16 protein-coding genes and 1 tRNA gene are annotated in these 15,683 nt (G+C 61.9%); 9 read left to right on the forward strand and 8 right to left on the reverse strand.

Going from position 1 to position 15,683, the window contains the following annotated elements:
- Positions 1-3: 3 nt before the first annotated feature.
- Positions 4-336 carry an NIF3 1 gene (locus STHERM_RS10160; protein WP_013314806.1) on the reverse strand — a complete coding sequence of 111 codons (333 nt, stop codon included), beginning with the start codon at positions 334-336 and terminating at the stop codon, positions 4-6.
- Positions 337-423: 87 nt separating this feature from the next.
- Here STHERM_RS10160 and STHERM_RS10165 point away from each other — a divergent pair, with 87 nt between their 5' ends.
- From STHERM_RS10165 to STHERM_RS10175, 3 genes are all read left to right on the forward strand, one after another.
- Positions 424-1,338, forward strand: coding sequence for an ABC transporter ATP-binding protein (locus STHERM_RS10165; RefSeq protein ID WP_013314807.1), 915 nt, complete (start codon positions 424-426; stop codon positions 1,336-1,338).
- Positions 1,328-2,116, forward strand: coding sequence for an ABC transporter permease (locus STHERM_RS10170; protein ID WP_013314808.1), 789 nt, complete (start codon positions 1,328-1,330; stop codon positions 2,114-2,116). Before STHERM_RS10165 ends, STHERM_RS10170 begins: the two co-directional genes overlap by 11 nt.
- Before the next feature lie 240 nt (positions 2,117-2,356).
- Positions 2,357-3,061: a Bax inhibitor-1/YccA family protein gene (locus STHERM_RS10175; protein ID WP_013314809.1), complete on the forward strand. Its 705-nt coding sequence runs from the start codon at positions 2,357-2,359 to the stop codon at positions 3,059-3,061.
- 102 nt (positions 3,062-3,163) lie between these two features.
- Here STHERM_RS10175 and STHERM_RS10180 read toward each other — a convergent pair whose 3' ends face one another.
- The 3 genes from STHERM_RS10180 to def are packed head-to-tail and all read right to left on the reverse strand — an operon-like array spanning position 3,164 to position 5,617.
- On the reverse strand, positions 3,164-4,195 hold the full coding sequence (locus tag STHERM_RS10180; RefSeq protein WP_041623617.1) for a PASTA domain-containing protein: 1,032 nt from the start codon (positions 4,193-4,195) through the stop codon (positions 3,164-3,166).
- The gene (gene fmt, locus STHERM_RS10185) at positions 4,176-5,153 is read right to left on the reverse strand and encodes a methionyl-tRNA formyltransferase (RefSeq protein WP_081439522.1); all 978 of its coding nucleotides are present in this window, start codon (positions 5,151-5,153) and stop codon (positions 4,176-4,178) included. The genes STHERM_RS10180 and fmt overlap by 20 nt, the downstream gene beginning before the upstream one ends.
- The gene (gene def / locus STHERM_RS10190) at positions 5,126-5,617 is read right to left on the reverse strand and encodes a peptide deformylase (protein ID WP_013314812.1); all 492 of its coding nucleotides are present in this window, start codon (positions 5,615-5,617) and stop codon (positions 5,126-5,128) included. The genes fmt and def overlap by 28 nt, the downstream gene beginning before the upstream one ends.
- A 101-nt stretch (positions 5,618-5,718) precedes the next feature.
- Here def and STHERM_RS10195 point away from each other — a divergent pair.
- The 6 genes from STHERM_RS10195 to STHERM_RS10220 all read left to right on the forward strand — a co-directional run bounded on the left by STHERM_RS10195 (position 5,719) and on the right by STHERM_RS10220 (position 11,834).
- Positions 5,719-5,790: transfer RNA gene (locus STHERM_RS10195), tRNA-Cys, on the forward strand.
- An 80-nt stretch (positions 5,791-5,870) separates the two neighbouring features.
- Positions 5,871-6,863, forward strand: a complete 993-nt coding sequence (locus STHERM_RS10200) for a TRAP transporter TatT component family protein (protein WP_071650347.1) — start codon at positions 5,871-5,873, stop codon at positions 6,861-6,863.
- Positions 6,864-6,877: 14 nt separating this feature from the next.
- On the forward strand, positions 6,878-7,870 hold the full coding sequence (gene dctP, locus STHERM_RS10205) for a TRAP transporter substrate-binding protein DctP (protein WP_013314814.1): 993 nt from the start codon (positions 6,878-6,880) through the stop codon (positions 7,868-7,870).
- Entirely contained in the window at positions 7,857-9,749 is a 1,893-nt protein-coding gene (locus tag STHERM_RS10210) for a TRAP transporter large permease subunit (protein ID WP_013314815.1), read from the forward strand. Before dctP ends, STHERM_RS10210 begins: the two co-directional genes overlap by 14 nt.
- Positions 9,750-9,788: 39 nt before the next feature.
- Entirely contained in the window at positions 9,789-10,607 is an 819-nt protein-coding gene (locus STHERM_RS10215; protein WP_013314816.1) for an SDR family oxidoreductase, read from the forward strand.
- Positions 10,608-10,619: 12 nt separating this feature from the next.
- Complete coding sequence (locus STHERM_RS10220) at positions 10,620-11,834, forward strand: aminotransferase class I/II-fold pyridoxal phosphate-dependent enzyme (protein WP_013314817.1); 1,215 nt, start codon at positions 10,620-10,622, stop codon at positions 11,832-11,834.
- 58 nt (positions 11,835-11,892) lie between these two features.
- Here the strand turns inward: STHERM_RS10220 and STHERM_RS10225 are convergent, their stop codons facing one another.
- The 4 genes from STHERM_RS10225 to STHERM_RS10240 form a co-directional block, all read right to left on the reverse strand.
- The gene (locus tag STHERM_RS10225) at positions 11,893-12,657 is read right to left on the reverse strand and encodes a chorismate mutase (protein ID WP_013314818.1); all 765 of its coding nucleotides are present in this window, start codon (positions 12,655-12,657) and stop codon (positions 11,893-11,895) included.
- Positions 12,658-12,664: 7 nt separating this feature from the next.
- Complete coding sequence (locus tag STHERM_RS10230) at positions 12,665-13,189, reverse strand: NUDIX hydrolase (protein WP_013314819.1); 525 nt, start codon at positions 13,187-13,189, stop codon at positions 12,665-12,667.
- Entirely contained in the window at positions 13,158-13,376 is a 219-nt protein-coding gene (locus STHERM_RS10235; protein ID WP_041623619.1) for a hypothetical protein, read from the reverse strand. Before STHERM_RS10235 ends, STHERM_RS10230 begins: the two co-directional genes overlap by 32 nt.
- 95 nt (positions 13,377-13,471) lie before the next feature.
- On the reverse strand, positions 13,472-15,508 hold the full coding sequence (locus tag STHERM_RS10240) for a sodium-translocating pyrophosphatase (RefSeq protein ID WP_013314820.1): 2,037 nt from the start codon (positions 15,506-15,508) through the stop codon (positions 13,472-13,474).
- Positions 15,509-15,683: the final 175 nt, after the last annotated feature.

A 15,683-nucleotide genomic window follows, 5' to 3' on the forward strand; every position in this document is an offset into this window, starting at 1 on the left:
ACCCTACGTGAGGTCCTCCAGCGTGATGAGGGGAAAGGCGCCGTAGGCCGGTTCCTCGTAGGGGTGGGCCTCCACGAGGGCACGCAACACGTTCTTCAGCACCTCTTCCCTGCAGATGCACTCCACCTTCACCTCCCGTACGTGCTCCACCTTTCCCTTTTCGCCGATGAACGGATCGCTCCCCTCGAGGGGCCGGAACTGGCCCGTTCCCTCGGTCTGCCAGGCACAACTGTCGTAGGCCTCGTACCGCCCGGCTCCGGCGGCAAAGACCGCCTCCTTCACCTGCTCCGCATGGTCCACAGGCACGTAACACTCCACCTTATAGAGACGCGGCATGCACACCTCCTCGGCTCATAAGGTGCATCCACGTCCCTCTCCTGTCAACCCTTTCCAGTACAGTGTTTTTGCGGTATCTTCCATACCATGGAAACGATCGTACGGGTGGAACACTGTCACAAGACCTATGGAACCTTCCGGGCCCTCACCGATCTCTCTTTCTCCGCCGGGCGGGGCGAGTGCGTGGCACTCCTCGGTCCCAACGGGGCGGGAAAGACCACCATGATCAAGATCCTCTACGGCAAGGCACGCCGCGATCCGCATCCCGAGACCCGGGTGGAGGTCTTCGGCCTCGACCCGGAGGTGGACGAGCTCGCCATCAAACAGCGTACCGGCGTGGTGCAGCAGGAGAACAACCTCGACGACGAACTCAACGTGGTGCAGAACCTCAAGATCTTCGCACGATTCTACAGGATGAAACCCTCCCGCGCCAGGACGCGCATCGAAGAGCTCCTGGAGTTCATGGAGCTTTCGGAGAAGAGGGATCAGCCGGTGAAGGCCCTCTCCGGCGGGATGAAGCGGAGACTCGTCATCGCCCGGGCCCTCCTCAATCAGCCCGAGCTTCTCTTCCTGGACGAACCCACCACGGGGCTCGATCCGCAGGTGCGCCAGCTCATCTGGGACAGGATTCGGGCCCTCACCAGACAGGGAGTCACGGTGCTCCTCACCACTCACTACATGGAGGAGGCCTACCACATCGCCGACAGGATCATCATCATGGACCACGGCACGTCGCTCCTCGAAGGCAACCCCCGCGAGCTCGTGGAGAAGCACATAGAACCTCACGTCGTAGAGGTGCTCATCCCCTCCTACACCCTGCCGTCGGGTGATTCCCTCAGGGTGGAACACTCCGAGGAGAGGACCCTCATCTACGCCCCCTCGAGAGAGAAACTCGAAGCCCTGACCGCGGAGCTCCCGGCCGGGAGCTACTTCATCCGCCCGTCCACACTCGAGGACCTGTTTCTCAAGATCACCGGAAGGAGGCTGAAAGATGGTCAATGAAGCCCTCTCCCTTCACGCCCCGTTCTTGTACCGGATCTACAGCGTGTGGTTCAGGCACGTGCGCGTGTACTCCCAGAATCTCCTCGCCAACGCCTTTCCTCCCTTCGTGGAGCCGATCATCTTCCTCATCGGGATCGGCCTGGGACTGGGCCGCTTCGTCCCCGACATCAACGGACAGCCGTTCGTCCAGTACCTCGCCATCGGGATCATCGTGACACCCGCCATGTTCACGGCGGCCTACGAGTGCACCTTCGGCACCTTCATCAGGCTCAAGTACGAAAAGATCTACGACGGCATGCTTGCCGCCCCTCTCACCGCACACGATCTCCTCATCGGGGAGATCCTCTGGGCGGGAACCAAGGGGTTCTTCTTCTCCTTGAGCGTGCTCGTCGTGGTGAGCATCTTCGGCATCCTGAACCCCTTCCAGGTGATCATAGCCCCCCTCGTGGGATTCCTGACCGCGAGCATGTTCGCCACCATCGCCTTCATCATCACTTCCATCGTGGACAACCTCGAACAGTTCAACTTCTTCTTCACCGGATTCATGGAACCCATGTTCTTCCTCTCCGGGGTGGTCTTCCCCATAGAACAGCTCCCGAGTTGGCTCAAGCCTGTGGCGGAGGTCTTCCCCCTCACCCACCCTGTCCGCCTCCTCAGGACATACTCCATGGGTGACATGGGCCTCACCCAGCTGTGGGACCTCGTCTACTGTGTGGCCCTCATTGCGGCAGCAGGATGGTTCGGGATGCGCAGGCTCAGACGCCAGATGGTGGACTGAAAATTTGACGAATCCGTAGAATCGGGGTACAATAGCACATCGAAAAAAAGAAAAGCTTCCGATAGCGAGGAGGTGACACTATCGGAAGCCAGAAAAAAAGGAGGCTGAAGGAGAGCGCGACGCGCTCTCCTTTTACGTTATTATAAACATCGGAAGGAGGGGAAAGTTACACAAGCCCCTTTCCGGCACTCTCTTTTTTGAGTAGAGTGTAAGGAGAGACCACAGATCAGGGAGGGAGCCATGCTCGCACGACCACAGGCACTCACCGGGCCTCAGACCGGTGCGCTTCAAAGGATCCTCACCAATGTCTACCTCTGGATGACGGGAGGCCTCGCCCTTACCGGCGTGGTGTCCTTGGGCGTGGCAAGTTCACCGGCACTCCTCAGGGCGTTCTTCAGCAATCCCCTCATCTTCTTCCTCCTCATAGGAGGAGAGCTCGCCCTCGTCTTCTACCTCTCTCTCCGGATACAGAAGATGAGCCCCTTCGCCGCCACGGTGGCGTTCGCATCCTATTCGGCGCTCAACGGGGTGACCCTCGCCCCCCTCTTCCTCGTCTACACGGGAACGAGCATCGCCCAGGTGTTCTTCATCACCGCAGCCACCTTCGCGGGGATGAGCGCCTACGGCTATCTCACGAAGCGCGATCTCTCCAGGGTGGGGAGCATCGTGGGGATGGCCTTGTGGGGACTCATCATCGCCTCTCTCGTGAACATCTTCCTGCGAAGCGAAGGGTTCTCCCTCGTCATCTCCTACGTGGGGGTGCTCATCTTCGTGGGACTCACGGCGTACGACACCCAGGTCCTCAAACAGTGGGCCACCCAGATCGATCCGTCCGACGAGAGCGTCTACGTGAGGTTCTCCATCATGGGCGCACTCAAGCTCTACCTGGACTTCATCAACCTCTTCCTCTTCCTCCTCAGGATCATGGGGAGCCGGAGGGATTAGGGGAAAGGACCTCCACCGGGAAAGAGAAGAGGGCCGTCGCGGACGGCCCTCTCGTTTTGTGTCGTGCACCTCTCCTGGTCCTGCGAACCCCCGGCCGAATGGTCACTGAGGCTGCGTCACGAGGTGATGGATGATCTCCCGGTTGTACACCTTCACCACTATCTCGGCATTGGCCGGAAGGAGGTAAGGGAAGCTCAGCCGTCCTCCCGGATGTTTCATGGAGAAGAGCACCTCCCGCTCTCCACCGGGGACGATCACCTCAACCGAGAGGTCGACCGGCACGGGATAGGTCGGAAGGGCATAGTCGAAGAGACCGGCGATCGCAGTCCGGGTGTTGCGGTAGGGTACGTACTTCAGCTCCACCCTCGTGCCGGGAGCGACCCTCGTACCCGCCTCCGGGAGCTGCTCCCTGATCACACCCGGATCGGATGGGCCGTCCTCTTCCTCCACGGGAGAGAAGGTGAAGGGAAGGGCGAGGGAGGCGAGGATCTGTAGTGCCTCATCCGGGAGCTTACCCACCAGTTGAGGGACGGTCACCCGCTGCGGCGCAGGCCCACGGCTCACCACCAGTTCGAGCTCCACGGGACCGGTGATCCGGGTGCCAGGCTCGGGTTTCTGTTCGAGCACGGTTCCCACAGGCTTGTCGCTGTACACGTAGATGAGGGGCTGCTTTATGGTGATGAGGGGTTCATAGGGTGCGAAGAGGCTCCTGAGCTCGAGCGACACTTCTTCGACGAGCTTGCCCCTGTAGTCCTGCACTTCTTCCACCACGGCCCCCCTGCTCACCACGAGCGTCACTTCCTTGCCCACCTTCATGAGAGAACCGGGTGGAGGGCTCTGTGCGACGACCTTCCCCTTGGTGGTGGGGTCAGAGCTGTATCTGAGCTGCACGTAGGGATAGAGCTTGTATTTCTGGAGGGCGAGGAGGGCGTCTTCGAGCTCCAGGCCTTCCACGGCGGGCACGAGCACCTCTTCCGGCGCTCGGATAGCCAGCATGAAAGCCCCTACCCCTCCCAGGGCCATGAGGAGCATGAGAAAGATGCTCGCGTAGATGAAGAACGAGAACCACTTCTTCGCCGGTTCATCAGGAGAACGGGGAATCGCTTCTCGCACCTTACGGACCAGTCGTTTCACCAGTTCCTCCCAGCCGCAGCCCGACAAGATCCGGCATACCGTTGAGGAATTCCTTCCATCCCAGGGGGTTGCGACCCTCTCTCTGGAGCTTGAGGACCCCGAGGAGGCCCTTCCCGGTTTGTATCAGAATTCCGTAGTCCTTGTCTACTCCTGCCACCGTACCGGGAGATGCATCCGCCTCCCGGTCTTCCAGAGGGACGGTTTCCAGAAGATAGAGCCTGTGCCGGTTGAGGGAGGTGTAGGCCCGCGGCCAGGGGTAGAAGGCCCGCACCTTCGCATCGATCCTGACGGCTGTTTCCTCCCAGGCGATGAGTCCGTCTTCTTTCTTCAACAACGTACAGTAGGTGGCCGCAGTCTCGTCCTGGGGGACGGGCGAGGCCTTCCCTTCCTCGATGAGGCTGAGGGCTTCCACGAGGAGCTCGGCCCCCCGCTCCGAGGCCCAGCGAGAGAGGCTCTCCGAGGTCTCCCGGCCGGTGAGGGATATGCGTTCCTGAAGGATGATGTCACCGGCATCCATCCTGAGATCGAGCTTCTGCACGGTGATGCCGGTCTCAGGGTCCAGGTTGAGTATGGCTGCGGGGATGGGGGCAGGTCCCCGATACTTGGGAAGCAGGGAGGGATGGAGGTTGATGCCCCCTTTGGGGAAGAGCGCGAGAAACTTCGGGCCGAAGATCTTTCCGTACGCCACCACCACCAGGATGTCGGGCGCCAGGCGGGCCACCTGCTCACGGAACGCTGCATCGAGTCGTTCAGGCTGAAAGACACGAAGCCCCAACCTGAGGGCCTCCTCTTTCACCGGAGGGCTCTGGAGGCGGCGTCCCCTCCCGCGAGGGGCATCGGGATTGGTGAGCACCCCCACGACAGGAAAGCGTGAGGCCACCGCCCGGAGCGAAGGGACGGCGAACGCAGGGGTGCCTGCGAACAGGACCCTCAGCGAGCCACGCGCGTTCGTCTCCAATAGAGCTGCTCCAGTCTCTCACGTTTTTTGGAGGGAAGCCTATCGAGGAAGAGCACACCGTTGAGGTGATCGAACTCGTGCTGGATCACCCGGGCGAGCATGCCATCGGCCTCCATCCTGAACGGTTTTCCCTGCAGGTTCCAGGCAGACACCTCCACCGCGGCAGGCCGCACCACGTCGGCGTAGATCTGGGGGATGCTGAGGCACCCCTCCTCAAAGGTGGTGAGCTCCGGTGAGGTCGCGGTGATCTCGGGGTTTATGAAGACGAGAGGTTCCCCCTCGGGGACGTGACAGATGAAGAAACGCTGCGAGATCCCCACCTGAGGGGCGGCGAGCCCTATCCCGTTGGCCTCGTGCATGAGGTCGAACATCCCCTCGACCACCCGGGCGACCCGTCCGTCTATCTCCGGAACGAGGACCGCACGCTTCCTCAGGATCTCGTCTCCAAGATATCGCAACTCCATACTATATACTCCTCCCTGTTATAGTACGAAAAACGGCCATCACTGACAACGCGGGGAGTGGACAAAGCTCTCTTTTTTTAGTAATACTCTATATCGAACGGGGCGCCGTACCCAAGTGGTAAGGGAGGGGCCTGCAAAGCCCTTATTCGCCGGTTCGAATCCGGCCGGCGCCTCTTTTCATCTCCACGGACATGCCCCTGCAACCCGAGAGAAAACCCTTGCGCAGAGAGAAAATCTGATACATCATATACCTATGCGGAGGCTCTTCTTTCTATTTCTCCTCGTGTGCGTGATGGTGGCGGTCTTTCCCTCCTGCTCCCTCAACAAGATGATCACCCGCGCGGTGGTCTCTTCTCTCGGCACGGGAGGAGTCGACCCCTTCTCGACCGAGGAAGATCCTCAGCTCGTAGCAGAGGCCCTGCCCTTCGCCCTCAAACTCTACGAGACCCTCCTCCAGTCGGATCCCGACAACCGGGAGCTGCTCCTCACCCTCGCCCGGGGCTACGTCTCCTATGCGAAGGCCTTCGTGGAGGAACCGGCCCGTAGACTCCCCCTCTCCTCGTACGCCGCGCAGAAGAAGGCCTACCGGAGAGCGAGGCTCCTCTACCTCCGGGGGACACGCTACGCCCTCCACGCCCTGGAGGAGGCGCACCCCCGGGCCTACACCGAATGGGAAGGGGGGAACCTCTCGGCCTTTCTCGGCACCGTACGAGAGGAGGACGTCGCCGCCCTCTACTGGGGGGCCGCAGGGCTCCTTTCAGCCATCTCCCTCGACCCGTCGGATCCGGAACTCTCGCTCTCGATACCCAAGGCCGTGAGCCTGGCTGCGACGATCCTGCTCTCCTTTCCCGATTCCCAGGAGGGGGCGGTCCACGAGATGTTCATCTCCCTCTATGGGGGCCTCCCGGAGGCCCTGTGGTGGGGACCGAACCCTCCGGCGCTCCTCGTGGAGGGGCTCCGCCGTTACTACGAGAGCGAAGGTCTGGCCGACGCGACTCCCGAGGGAAAGGCCCGCCACCACTTCGAGCGGGCGGTGGCCTTGAGCGGGGGGAAGAAGCTCTCCCCCTACATCACGTACGCGGAGAGCATCGTGTATCCGAGGCAGGACAAGGATGCCTACCGGAACCTGCTCGAGAGGGCGCTTTCCATACCTCCCGGCGACACACCGGAGCACGCCCTGGAGAACGCCGTTGCACGGGAGAAGGCGGAGTGGCTTCTCGAGACCCTCGACGACCGATTCTTCTAGAAAAAGGAGTGCCTATGCGACACCTGGTCAAGCTCTTCTTCCTCTTCCTGGGGATCCCTCTGTGGGCTCTCACCATCAAGGTGGCGAGCCTGGCGCCAGTAGGAACACCTTGGGACGATGCCCTCAGAGAGGTGGCCCAAAAGTGGGCGGAGCTCTCGAACGGTGAGGTGGAGATGAAGATATATCCGGGAGGGATCGCAGGCGATGAGATCGACGTGATTCGAAAGATGAGGCTCGGCCAGCTGCAGGGCGCGGTTCTCACCTCGGTGGGTCTCAATAAGATTCACCCGGACATGATCACCATGGCGCTCCCTCTGGTCACTCGAACCGATGAGGAGGTCTCCTATCTCCTCGAGAAGATGGGTCCTCGCTGGGAAGGGCTTCTCGTCCAGAAGGGCTTCGTCCCCGTGGTGTGGCAGGTGGCGGGATGGGTCAACTTTTTTACGAAGATCCCAGCCTATACTCCTGACGAACTGAAAAAACTCAAGTTACGCACCTACCCCGATGAACCGGAGATGAACCAGACGTTCAAGGAGTTCGGATTCCACATCGTCCCCCTCACCCAGAACGAGGTGCTCGCAGGACTCCAGACCGGTATCGTGGAGGCGGTGTACGCCCCCCCCGTGCTGGTCGCTACGCTGCAGTGGTTCGCGCTCGCACCCCACTACAACACGCTCAAATTCGCACCGGTGGTGGGTGCGCTCGTGATAGAGGAACGTACCTGGAACCGGATCCCCGAACGCTACCGCGATCCCTTCAGGAGGGCGGCCGCCGAGGCGGCGGAGGCCCTGAACGACAAGGTGAAGGAGGTGGACGAGAAGGCACTTTCCATCATGAAACAGCACGGACTCGTCATACACGAGGCCACCCAAGAGGAGATCGCCCAGTGGGAGGCCATAAGCAGGAAAGGGCTCGCCCGACTCGCCGGGACGCTCTTCTCCCGTGAAATCTATGAACAGATCATCCGCCACATAGAAGACTATAGGGCCGACCATGAGGATCGATGATACCTCCCCCCGAGACCTGTTTCGCAGGATAGAGAGCATCCTGGGAGGGGGTGCCCTCCTCCTCCTCACTACGCTCCCTCTGCTTGAAATGGGAGCCCGTGTCTTCTTCTCCACCGGCATCCCGGGGAGCGGCGACTTCCTCCATCACCTGGTGATCTGGGTCACCTTTTTCGGTGCCATGATGGGGAGCAGGACGAAGAGTCATCTCTCCATCGCCTTCTTTGAGAGCATCCTCCCCCGCAGGTGGAAGACCGTGCTCCTCGTCCTCATCTCCTGGTTCGCCGGCGTACTCACCACGGTGCTCGCCCTCAGTGCCGTCTCCCATTATGTGCTCGCCTTCGACCCCCATGCCCACATAGAGGGGGTCCCCTTGAGAGCGATCACCTGGGTGATCCCCCTGGGATTCTCGGTGATCGCAGCGAGGTTCTTCCTTCGGGCACCCGTCTCCTCACCCTCGGCCCGCACCCTCCTCATGGGGGCCGGACTGTGTGCAGGTCTCGCCCTCGGCGCCCCCGCCATTTCCAACCTCCTCTCCGCGGGGGGCCTGGAACACCCGCTTCTCACCGCCGTCTCCGAGGCCATCGTGGCCCTCTCGGCGCGCCACGGGGTCTGGGTGGTCCTCGGCCTCGTCCTCCTCATCCTCCTGGGACTCCCCCTCTTCGTGGGCATCGCCGGGATCAGCCTCTTCCTCCTCCTCGGGAGCTGGGGCGTCCCCGAAGTGGTTCCGGACGAAGTCTACACCCTCCTCACCGACACCCCCATTCCCCCTCTCCCGCTCTTTACCCTGGTGGGATTCCTCCTCTCGGTGAGCAAAGCCGGCGACAGGTTCATCGCCTTCTTCAGACGCCTCTTCCACCACCTCCCGGGAGGCGTGGCGATCGTGGCGATTCTCGTGTCGGCCTTCTTCACCACCTTCACCGGTGCCTCTGGCGTGGCCATCCTCGCCCTCGGTGGCGTACTGTCCTATGTGATGATCCAGAGCAGACAGTATTCGCGGCCCTTCACCCACGGGTTGCTCACCGCCTCCGGCACCATAGGACTCCTCTTTCCTCCCAGCCTCCCTATCATCATCTACGGCTCGGTGGCCCATGTGAGCATCAAGGACCTCTTCATCGGCGGATTCATCCCCGGTCTCATCCTGGTGGGCTCCCTCATCGTCTACAGCATCGTGTGGAGCCTGCGGCACCCGTCTCCCGAAGGCGGGACCGGGACAGAGGACGAAACCAGGGGAAGGCTGGTCGACGTCGTATGGGAGGTGCTCCTCCCATGCATCATCGTAGTGGGCTTCTTCAGCGGCATCCTCACCCTGGTGGAGACCGCGGCCTTTTCGGTAGTCTACATCTTCATCGTGGAGGTATTCATCACGAGGGAGGTCTCCTTCAGGGATGCCTGGAAGACCATCGAACGGGGACTCCCCATCATCGGAGGCATCCTCCTGCTCCTGGGAGCGGCGAAGGCCCTCTCCTACTACATCGTCGACACCCAGTTCCCCCTCGTGCTCACCGCCTGGATGAAGGCGCACGTCGGTTCGAAGTATCTCTTCCTCCTCCTGGTGACGATCATCCTCCTCATCACTGGGTGCCTCATGGACACCTTTTCGGCCATCATGATCGTCGCCCCGCTCCTCGTGCCCCTCTCGGAGGCCTACGACATCCACCCCGTCCACATGGGGGTGCTCTTCCTCGCCAACCTCGCCGTGGGATACCTCACCCCTCCGGTGGGACTCAACCTCTTCCTGGCATCCTACAGGTTTGAGGAACATCTCCTCTCCATATACAAGCAGGTAATCCCCTTCTTCCTCGTCCTCTTCACGGCGGTACTGCTCATCACCTATGTTCCGGCCCTCTCCCTCGGGCTGCTCCACCTCCTGGGAGGATAGTACTGGATGGACCACGCATCCCTGTGCTAGGATCAGGCTATGAGATCATTCGAAAACAGGTGGGTTTACATCACGGGCGGCTCGAGCGGGATAGGGAAAGCCTGCGCCTGTCTCTTCGCCGGAGAAGGGGCGCACATCGTGCTCATCGCCCGGAACCAGGAGCGCCTCGCCCGAGCACAAGAGGAGGTGGCCGCCGCCTGCAGGACTTCGAACCAGGAGGTACTCACGCTCCCCCTCGACGTCTCACAGGGGGCTCGGATCCGTGAGACCCTCGGGGAGTGGATGAGGGAACACCCCGGCCCGGACGTGCTCATCACCTCGGCTGGCGTGGCCTATCCCAACTACTTCGAACGTATCCCCGACGAGTGGTTCGAACGGACCATCGACACCAACCTCAAGGGCACCTGGTACACGGTGCACTCGCTGTACCCCGCCATGAAGCAGAGGGGGAGTGGCTACATCGTGATGGTCTCCTCGATGGCAGGCTACATCGGCGTGTTCGGGTACACCGCCTACAGCGCCTCGAAGTTCGGCATCATCGGCTTCGCCTCGTGCCTCAGGAGTGAGGCGGAATTGCACGGCATCACCGTCTCGGTGCTCTGTCCCCCGGACACCGACACCCCCCAGCTCCACGAAGAGGAGAAGACCAAGCCGCCCGAGACCAAGGCCGTGAGTGGTACGGTGAAACCCGTGCCGCCCGAATTCGTGGCCCGGGAACTCCTCAAGGGGATGAGGAAACGACGTTTTCTCATCACTCCGGGGCTCGAGGGCACACTCATAGAGAAGATCAACCGTCACTTCCCGAACCTCGTCTATACGATCAATCAGGCACAAGTGAAAAGAACAGCACATCACTAAACGGAGGAGAGCATGGCACAGACCACACGCACGGATATCTTCAAAAAGTGCTACGAGTTCAAGGAAGCAGAGAAGGCCAGGGAGGAGGGGTGGTATCCTTACTTCAGACCCATCAACGAGAACCACGGCAACACAGTGATCATCGAGGGGAAGAAGTTCATCATGGCGGGATCGAATAACTACCTGGGTCTGTCGCAGGACCCGAGGGTGATAGAGGCTGCGAAGAAGGCCGTGGAACGCTACGGGACGAGCTGCTCGGGCTCTCGATTCATGAACGGCACCCTCGCCCTCCACGAGGAACTCGAACACCGCATCGCCAGGTTCGTCGGGAAAGAGGCGGCACTCTGCTTTACTACCGGGTATCAGACCAACCTCGGCGCCATTTCGGCCCTCATGGAGACGAACGGCCATATCGTCACCGACAAGCTCAACCACGCCTCCATCATGGATGGAATCATGTTGGGCTCCGCCTTCACGCGCTGCCGGAACATACACCGGTTCAAGCACAACAACATGGACGATCTCAGGGAGGTGCTCTCCCGCATCCCGCCGGACGAGCCGGTGCTCATCGTGACCGACGGGGTCTTCAGCATGGAGGGGGACATCGCGAAGCTCCCCGAAATGAAGAAGATCGCCGATGAGTTCGGCGCCAGGATCTACCTCGACGAGGCGCATGCCATAGGGGTGCTGGGAAAGACCGGACGGGGGACCCTCGAGCACTACGGAGATCCCAACCTCGCGGACCTGGTGATGTGCACCTTTTCCAAGTCATTCGGCTCCATCGGCGGGTTCATCGCCGGGGATGCAGAGGTCATCGACTATATCAAGCACCACTCCCGGCCGCTCATCTTCAGCGCGAGCATGCCACCCGCCCAGATCGCCGCAGCCCTCGCGGCACTCGACATCATCGAAAAGGAGCCGGAACGCGTACACAGGCTTCAGGAGATCGGCCGGAGGATGATTCAGGGGTTCAAGGACCTCGGGTTCGACGTGGGGGACACCGAGACGCCCATCGTTCCCCTCATCATCGGCGACAACGAGAAGACCTTCAAGTTCTGGTACACCATGTACCAGGAAGGGCTCTACACCAACCCCGTGATCTCACCGGCGGTCCCGCCCAACCGGGCTCTCATCCGTACCTCGTTCATGGCAACCCACACCGACGAGGAACTGGAGGCCACCCTGGAGATCGCAGGGAGGGTGGGCAAGGCCATGGGGCTCATCTAGCCGAAGGAGAAAGACACGTGGTGGAAACCGCACACCGTCCCGGCCGGGACGGTGTGTTTCATGTTCGGCCCGCCTCGGAAGATCCCCTCGCGAGGAGATAGCGCACCTGTCCTTCCTTGGTGAGGGGGATGATCACGTCGCGATAGAACGAGAGGATGAATTCGGGATCGACCACCTTCCGGATCCGCCTGTCCACCTTTGACTGGAGCCACTCAGCCTTCTCCCGCACGCGGGCGAGGATCCGCTGTTCCACTTCGGGCCTGGAGAGGAGGGCGAGGATGGCCTCCCGATCGCCCTTTTCGATAAGGGGCCGATAGAGGGCCGGATCTTTTCGATACTTGGCCTCGGCCACGAAGTACGAGCCGAAGTGCACCCTTCGTGAGATGGCCTGGAGCACCATCACGTCATGCTCCACACTCGAACCATACTGGCCGTCATCCCCTGGAGGACAGAACGAAGGGATGGCGGCGAGGTAGGCCTCCACGATGCGGGGCATGAGGTTGACGGTGTCGTAGTCGTCCACCCCCAGCCCGTAGTCCGGAAGGATGACCTTTCTCCTGGGCGCGGGGAGATCCCGGTAGAAGGGGCGCTCCTCGGGCACACAGAAGCGCCCGAATACCGCGTCCATCTCCTCCTGGTATCTGAGGCGCAATTCGAACAGAGAGGCCTCCCCACCTCCCTCGAAGCCGCTCTTCCCCTTCTCGTAGGCCACCTTGTTCTCGTGGAACTGGGCCCTGTCCAGGAAACGAGCGATGATGGTCTCCTCGAGACCCGAGAGCCGGGCCGCGATGAGGTCCACGTCAAACGAGATCGTCGGCACCATAGGCACCTCACCAGTATCCGCATCGTTTGAGGAGGGAAATCTCCCGGGCGAGTCCAGGGGTCACGCGGTCGTCGCCGACCGAGGTCTCCACCTCCTCCTTCTTCCAGAATCTGAGCTCCTCTATCTCCTCTGGATCGGGAGAGAATGGCCCATCGTGGACCGTGATGAACACCCCCACGAGTTCGGTCTCCCAGGGGGTCTCCACCTTCATGCGCCCCACCCATCCGAGGGGGAGCCCCTCCAGACCGAGCTCCTCCCTGAGTTCCCTCCGCGCGGCCTCCTCGTGGTCCTCTCCAGGCCGGACGTGACCGCCCACAGCGGTATCCCACCGCCCCGGGCACACGTCCTTCCGCATGGAACGCCGCTGCAGGAGCACCTCTCCCCTCCGGTTCATGACCACCACGTGCACCGTGCGGTGCATGAGTCCCGGATCCCTGTGGCAGGCCTCTCTCGGAGCCGTGCCAACCACCCTGTCCTGGTCGTCCACCAGGACGCAGGTCTCACTCCCCCCCTGTTCGAGCCCGTGGTCCACGTTCCCTCCTTATCCTCGGGGACTCCTCGAACACCGGGCATGCCCGGCCCGTGGCACGGAGCACCTCGAGACTCGGGAGTTCCCTGCTCTTGATCCCGAAGACCGTGCAGGCGCGGGGGAACCGGGGATCCCAGCTCACCCTGAAGTGCCTGCACGCGGGACAGTACGGCACCCTGGCTCCCGCCATATCTTCTCTATACCCCGACACCACGGTATCCTTCAAGCCCCATACACGAAAAGGGCGGCCACCCGGCCGCCCCGCTGATTCCGAAGCCCAGCCCCCTAGCGCAGGTTGGGAGCGATCACCAAAGCGACCACGCTCATGAGCTTGATCACGATGTCCATGGCGGGTCCCGCGGTATCCTTGAAGGGATCCCCCACGGTGTCACCCACCACCGCCGCCTTGTGAGACTCCGAACCCTTCCCGCCGTAGGCGCCGCCCTCGATGTATTTCTTGGCGTTGTCCCAGGCCCCTCCGGCGTTCGCCATGAACAGGGCGAGCATCACCGCAGAGACCATGGCCCCCACGAGCACGCCTCCGAGCATCTCGGCCCCTCCCAGGTACCCCACGAGAGGAGGTATCACCACCGCGGAGAGTCCCGGGATGATCATCTCTCGGATCGCTGCCTTGGTGGCGATGTCCACACACGCCACGTAGTCGGGCTTCTCCTTGCCTTCGAGGAGCCCCTTGATGGAGCGGAACTGCCGGCGCACCTCCTCGATCATCGCGAAGGCCGCCCGCCCTACCGCCCCGATCACGAACGAGGAGAACACGTAGGGGAGCATGGCCCCCATGAGCACGCCCACGATGACTTTCGGCTGGGTGATGTCGATCCCGGGAAGCCCTGCGGCCTCCTCGTAGGCCACGAAGAGCGAGAGGGCGGTGAAGGTGGCCGACCCTATCGCAAACCCCTTCCCGATGGCGGCCGTGGTGTTGCCCACCGCGTCGAGCTTGTCGGTCCTCATCCGCACCTCGGGATCGAGCTTGGCCATCTCCGCCAAGCCGCCCGCGTTGTCGGCGATGGGGCCGTAGGCGTCCACCGAAACCTGGTACCCCACGGTGGAGAGCATGCCCACCGCCGCGATGGCGATACCGTAGAGTCCGGCGGCGAGGTAGGCGAGGTACGTGGCCAGTCCGAGCACGATCACCGGGAGACCGGTCGATTGCATCCCCACCTCTATCCCCGCGATGATGTTGGTCGCCGTCCCGGTGTGCGAGGAGCGCGCCACCGCGAGCACGGGCTTCTTCCCGTCACCGGTGTAGTACTCAGTGATGATCCCCACGAGCACCCCGGCCACGAGCCCCGAGAGCACGGCGAGGAAGAGTCCCAGGGGCGTGACGACGACTCCCTGTTCCGGAGAGAGGATCCAGAAGACGGCAGGGTACGTGAAGAGGAGCATGAGCCCTGCGGCCACGAAGCTCCCCAGGTTGAGGGCCTTCTGCGGATGCCCCCCTTCCCTCGTCCGGACGAAGAAGGTCCCGATGATCGAAGCGATGATACCGACGCCTGCTATGAGGAGGGGGAGGATCGCGAGCCGGAAGGACCCGAGGGCACCACCGAGCACCACCGAACCGATGATCGCCCCGATGTACGACTCGCAGAGATCGGATCCCAGGCCCGCCACATCGCCCACGTTGTCGCCCACGTTGTCGGCGATCACCGCAGGATTGCGGGGATCGTCCTCGGGGATACCCGCCTCCACCTTTCCCACGAGGTCGGCGCCCACGTCGGCCCCCTTGGTGAAGATGCCCCCGCCCACACGGGCGAAGAGGGCGATGGAACTCGCGCCCATCGAGTACCCCGAGATGATGGGGATCACCAGGCCGTTGAGCACCTGCACCTCCGAGCCGAAGACCCTCGAATAGATAAGGAAGAGTCCGGAGAGTCCCAGGATCCCAAACCCCACCACCGAGAGGCCCATCACGCTCCCGCCGTTGAACGCCACCGTGAGGGCCGGGACCAGCCCCCTCTCGGCGGCGTGGGCGGTACGGACATTGGCCTGGGTGGCCGCCCGCATACCCACGAAGCCCGCGAGGGCCGACATGAGGGCGCCCACGAGGAAGGACACCGCCACCAGTCGTTCGTACCCCTGTTCTCCGAGGACGAGCACCATCGTCACCGCGGCTGCGAACAGGACGATCACCTTGTACTCACGGGCCAGGAAGGCCATCGCCCCCGCCCTGATGGCAGCGGCGATCTCCTGCAAGCGATCCGCCCCTGTCTCCTGTTTCTTTATCCAGAAATAACGGAAGAACGCAACTACAAGTGCCGCCAGTCCTGCTCCCAGGGGGAACAGGAGCAAGAGTTGATCCTGCATACGTCGCTCCTCGTAAGGATGAATATTTATGCATACCTTGTAGCACCTTTGAAGAACCTTTTCAAGGGCATCCGGTGATCGATAGTCCACACCTTTTTTTATTTTATTCCCCAAAAAAGAGATAATTATTCAAACCCCCAACCGAAAAACGCTCACTTTACTTTTCGGCTCCATT

Origin of the sequence: Spirochaeta thermophila DSM 6192 (assembly GCF_000147075.1) — a bacterium.
In the GTDB taxonomy this organism is placed as follows: Bacteria; Spirochaetota; Spirochaetia; order Winmispirales; family Winmispiraceae; genus Winmispira; species Winmispira thermophila_A.

Bases quoted from the DNA above. Each gene is read 5' to 3' on its own strand.
- STHERM_RS10200 (WP_071650347.1), top strand. From the start codon at position 5,871: ATGCGGAGGCTCTTCTTTCTATTTCTCCTCGTGTGCGTGATGGTGGCG.
- def (WP_013314812.1), bottom strand. From the start codon at position 5,617: ATGGAGTTGCGATATCTTGGAGACGAGATCCTGAGGAAGCGTGCGGTC.
- STHERM_RS10175 (WP_013314809.1), top strand. From the start codon at position 2,357: ATGCTCGCACGACCACAGGCACTCACCGGGCCTCAGACCGGTGCGCTT.
- dctP (WP_013314814.1), top strand. From the start codon at position 6,878: ATGCGACACCTGGTCAAGCTCTTCTTCCTCTTCCTGGGGATCCCTCTG.
- STHERM_RS10210 (WP_013314815.1), top strand. From the start codon at position 7,857: ATGAGGATCGATGATACCTCCCCCCGAGACCTGTTTCGCAGGATAGAG.
- STHERM_RS10225 (WP_013314818.1), bottom strand. From the start codon at position 12,657: ATGGTGCCGACGATCTCGTTTGACGTGGACCTCATCGCGGCCCGGCTC.
- STHERM_RS10235 (WP_041623619.1), bottom strand. From the start codon at position 13,376: ATGGCGGGAGCCAGGGTGCCGTACTGTCCCGCGTGCAGGCACTTCAGG.
- STHERM_RS10220 (WP_013314817.1), top strand. From the start codon at position 10,620: ATGGCACAGACCACACGCACGGATATCTTCAAAAAGTGCTACGAGTTC.
- STHERM_RS10165 (WP_013314807.1), top strand. From the start codon at position 424: ATGGAAACGATCGTACGGGTGGAACACTGTCACAAGACCTATGGAACC.
- STHERM_RS10215 (WP_013314816.1), top strand. From the start codon at position 9,789: ATGAGATCATTCGAAAACAGGTGGGTTTACATCACGGGCGGCTCGAGC.
- STHERM_RS10160 (WP_013314806.1), bottom strand. From the start codon at position 336: ATGCCGCGTCTCTATAAGGTGGAGTGTTACGTGCCTGTGGACCATGCG.
- STHERM_RS10170 (WP_013314808.1), top strand. From the start codon at position 1,328: ATGGTCAATGAAGCCCTCTCCCTTCACGCCCCGTTCTTGTACCGGATC.
- STHERM_RS10240 (WP_013314820.1), bottom strand. From the start codon at position 15,508: ATGCAGGATCAACTCTTGCTCCTGTTCCCCCTGGGAGCAGGACTGGCG.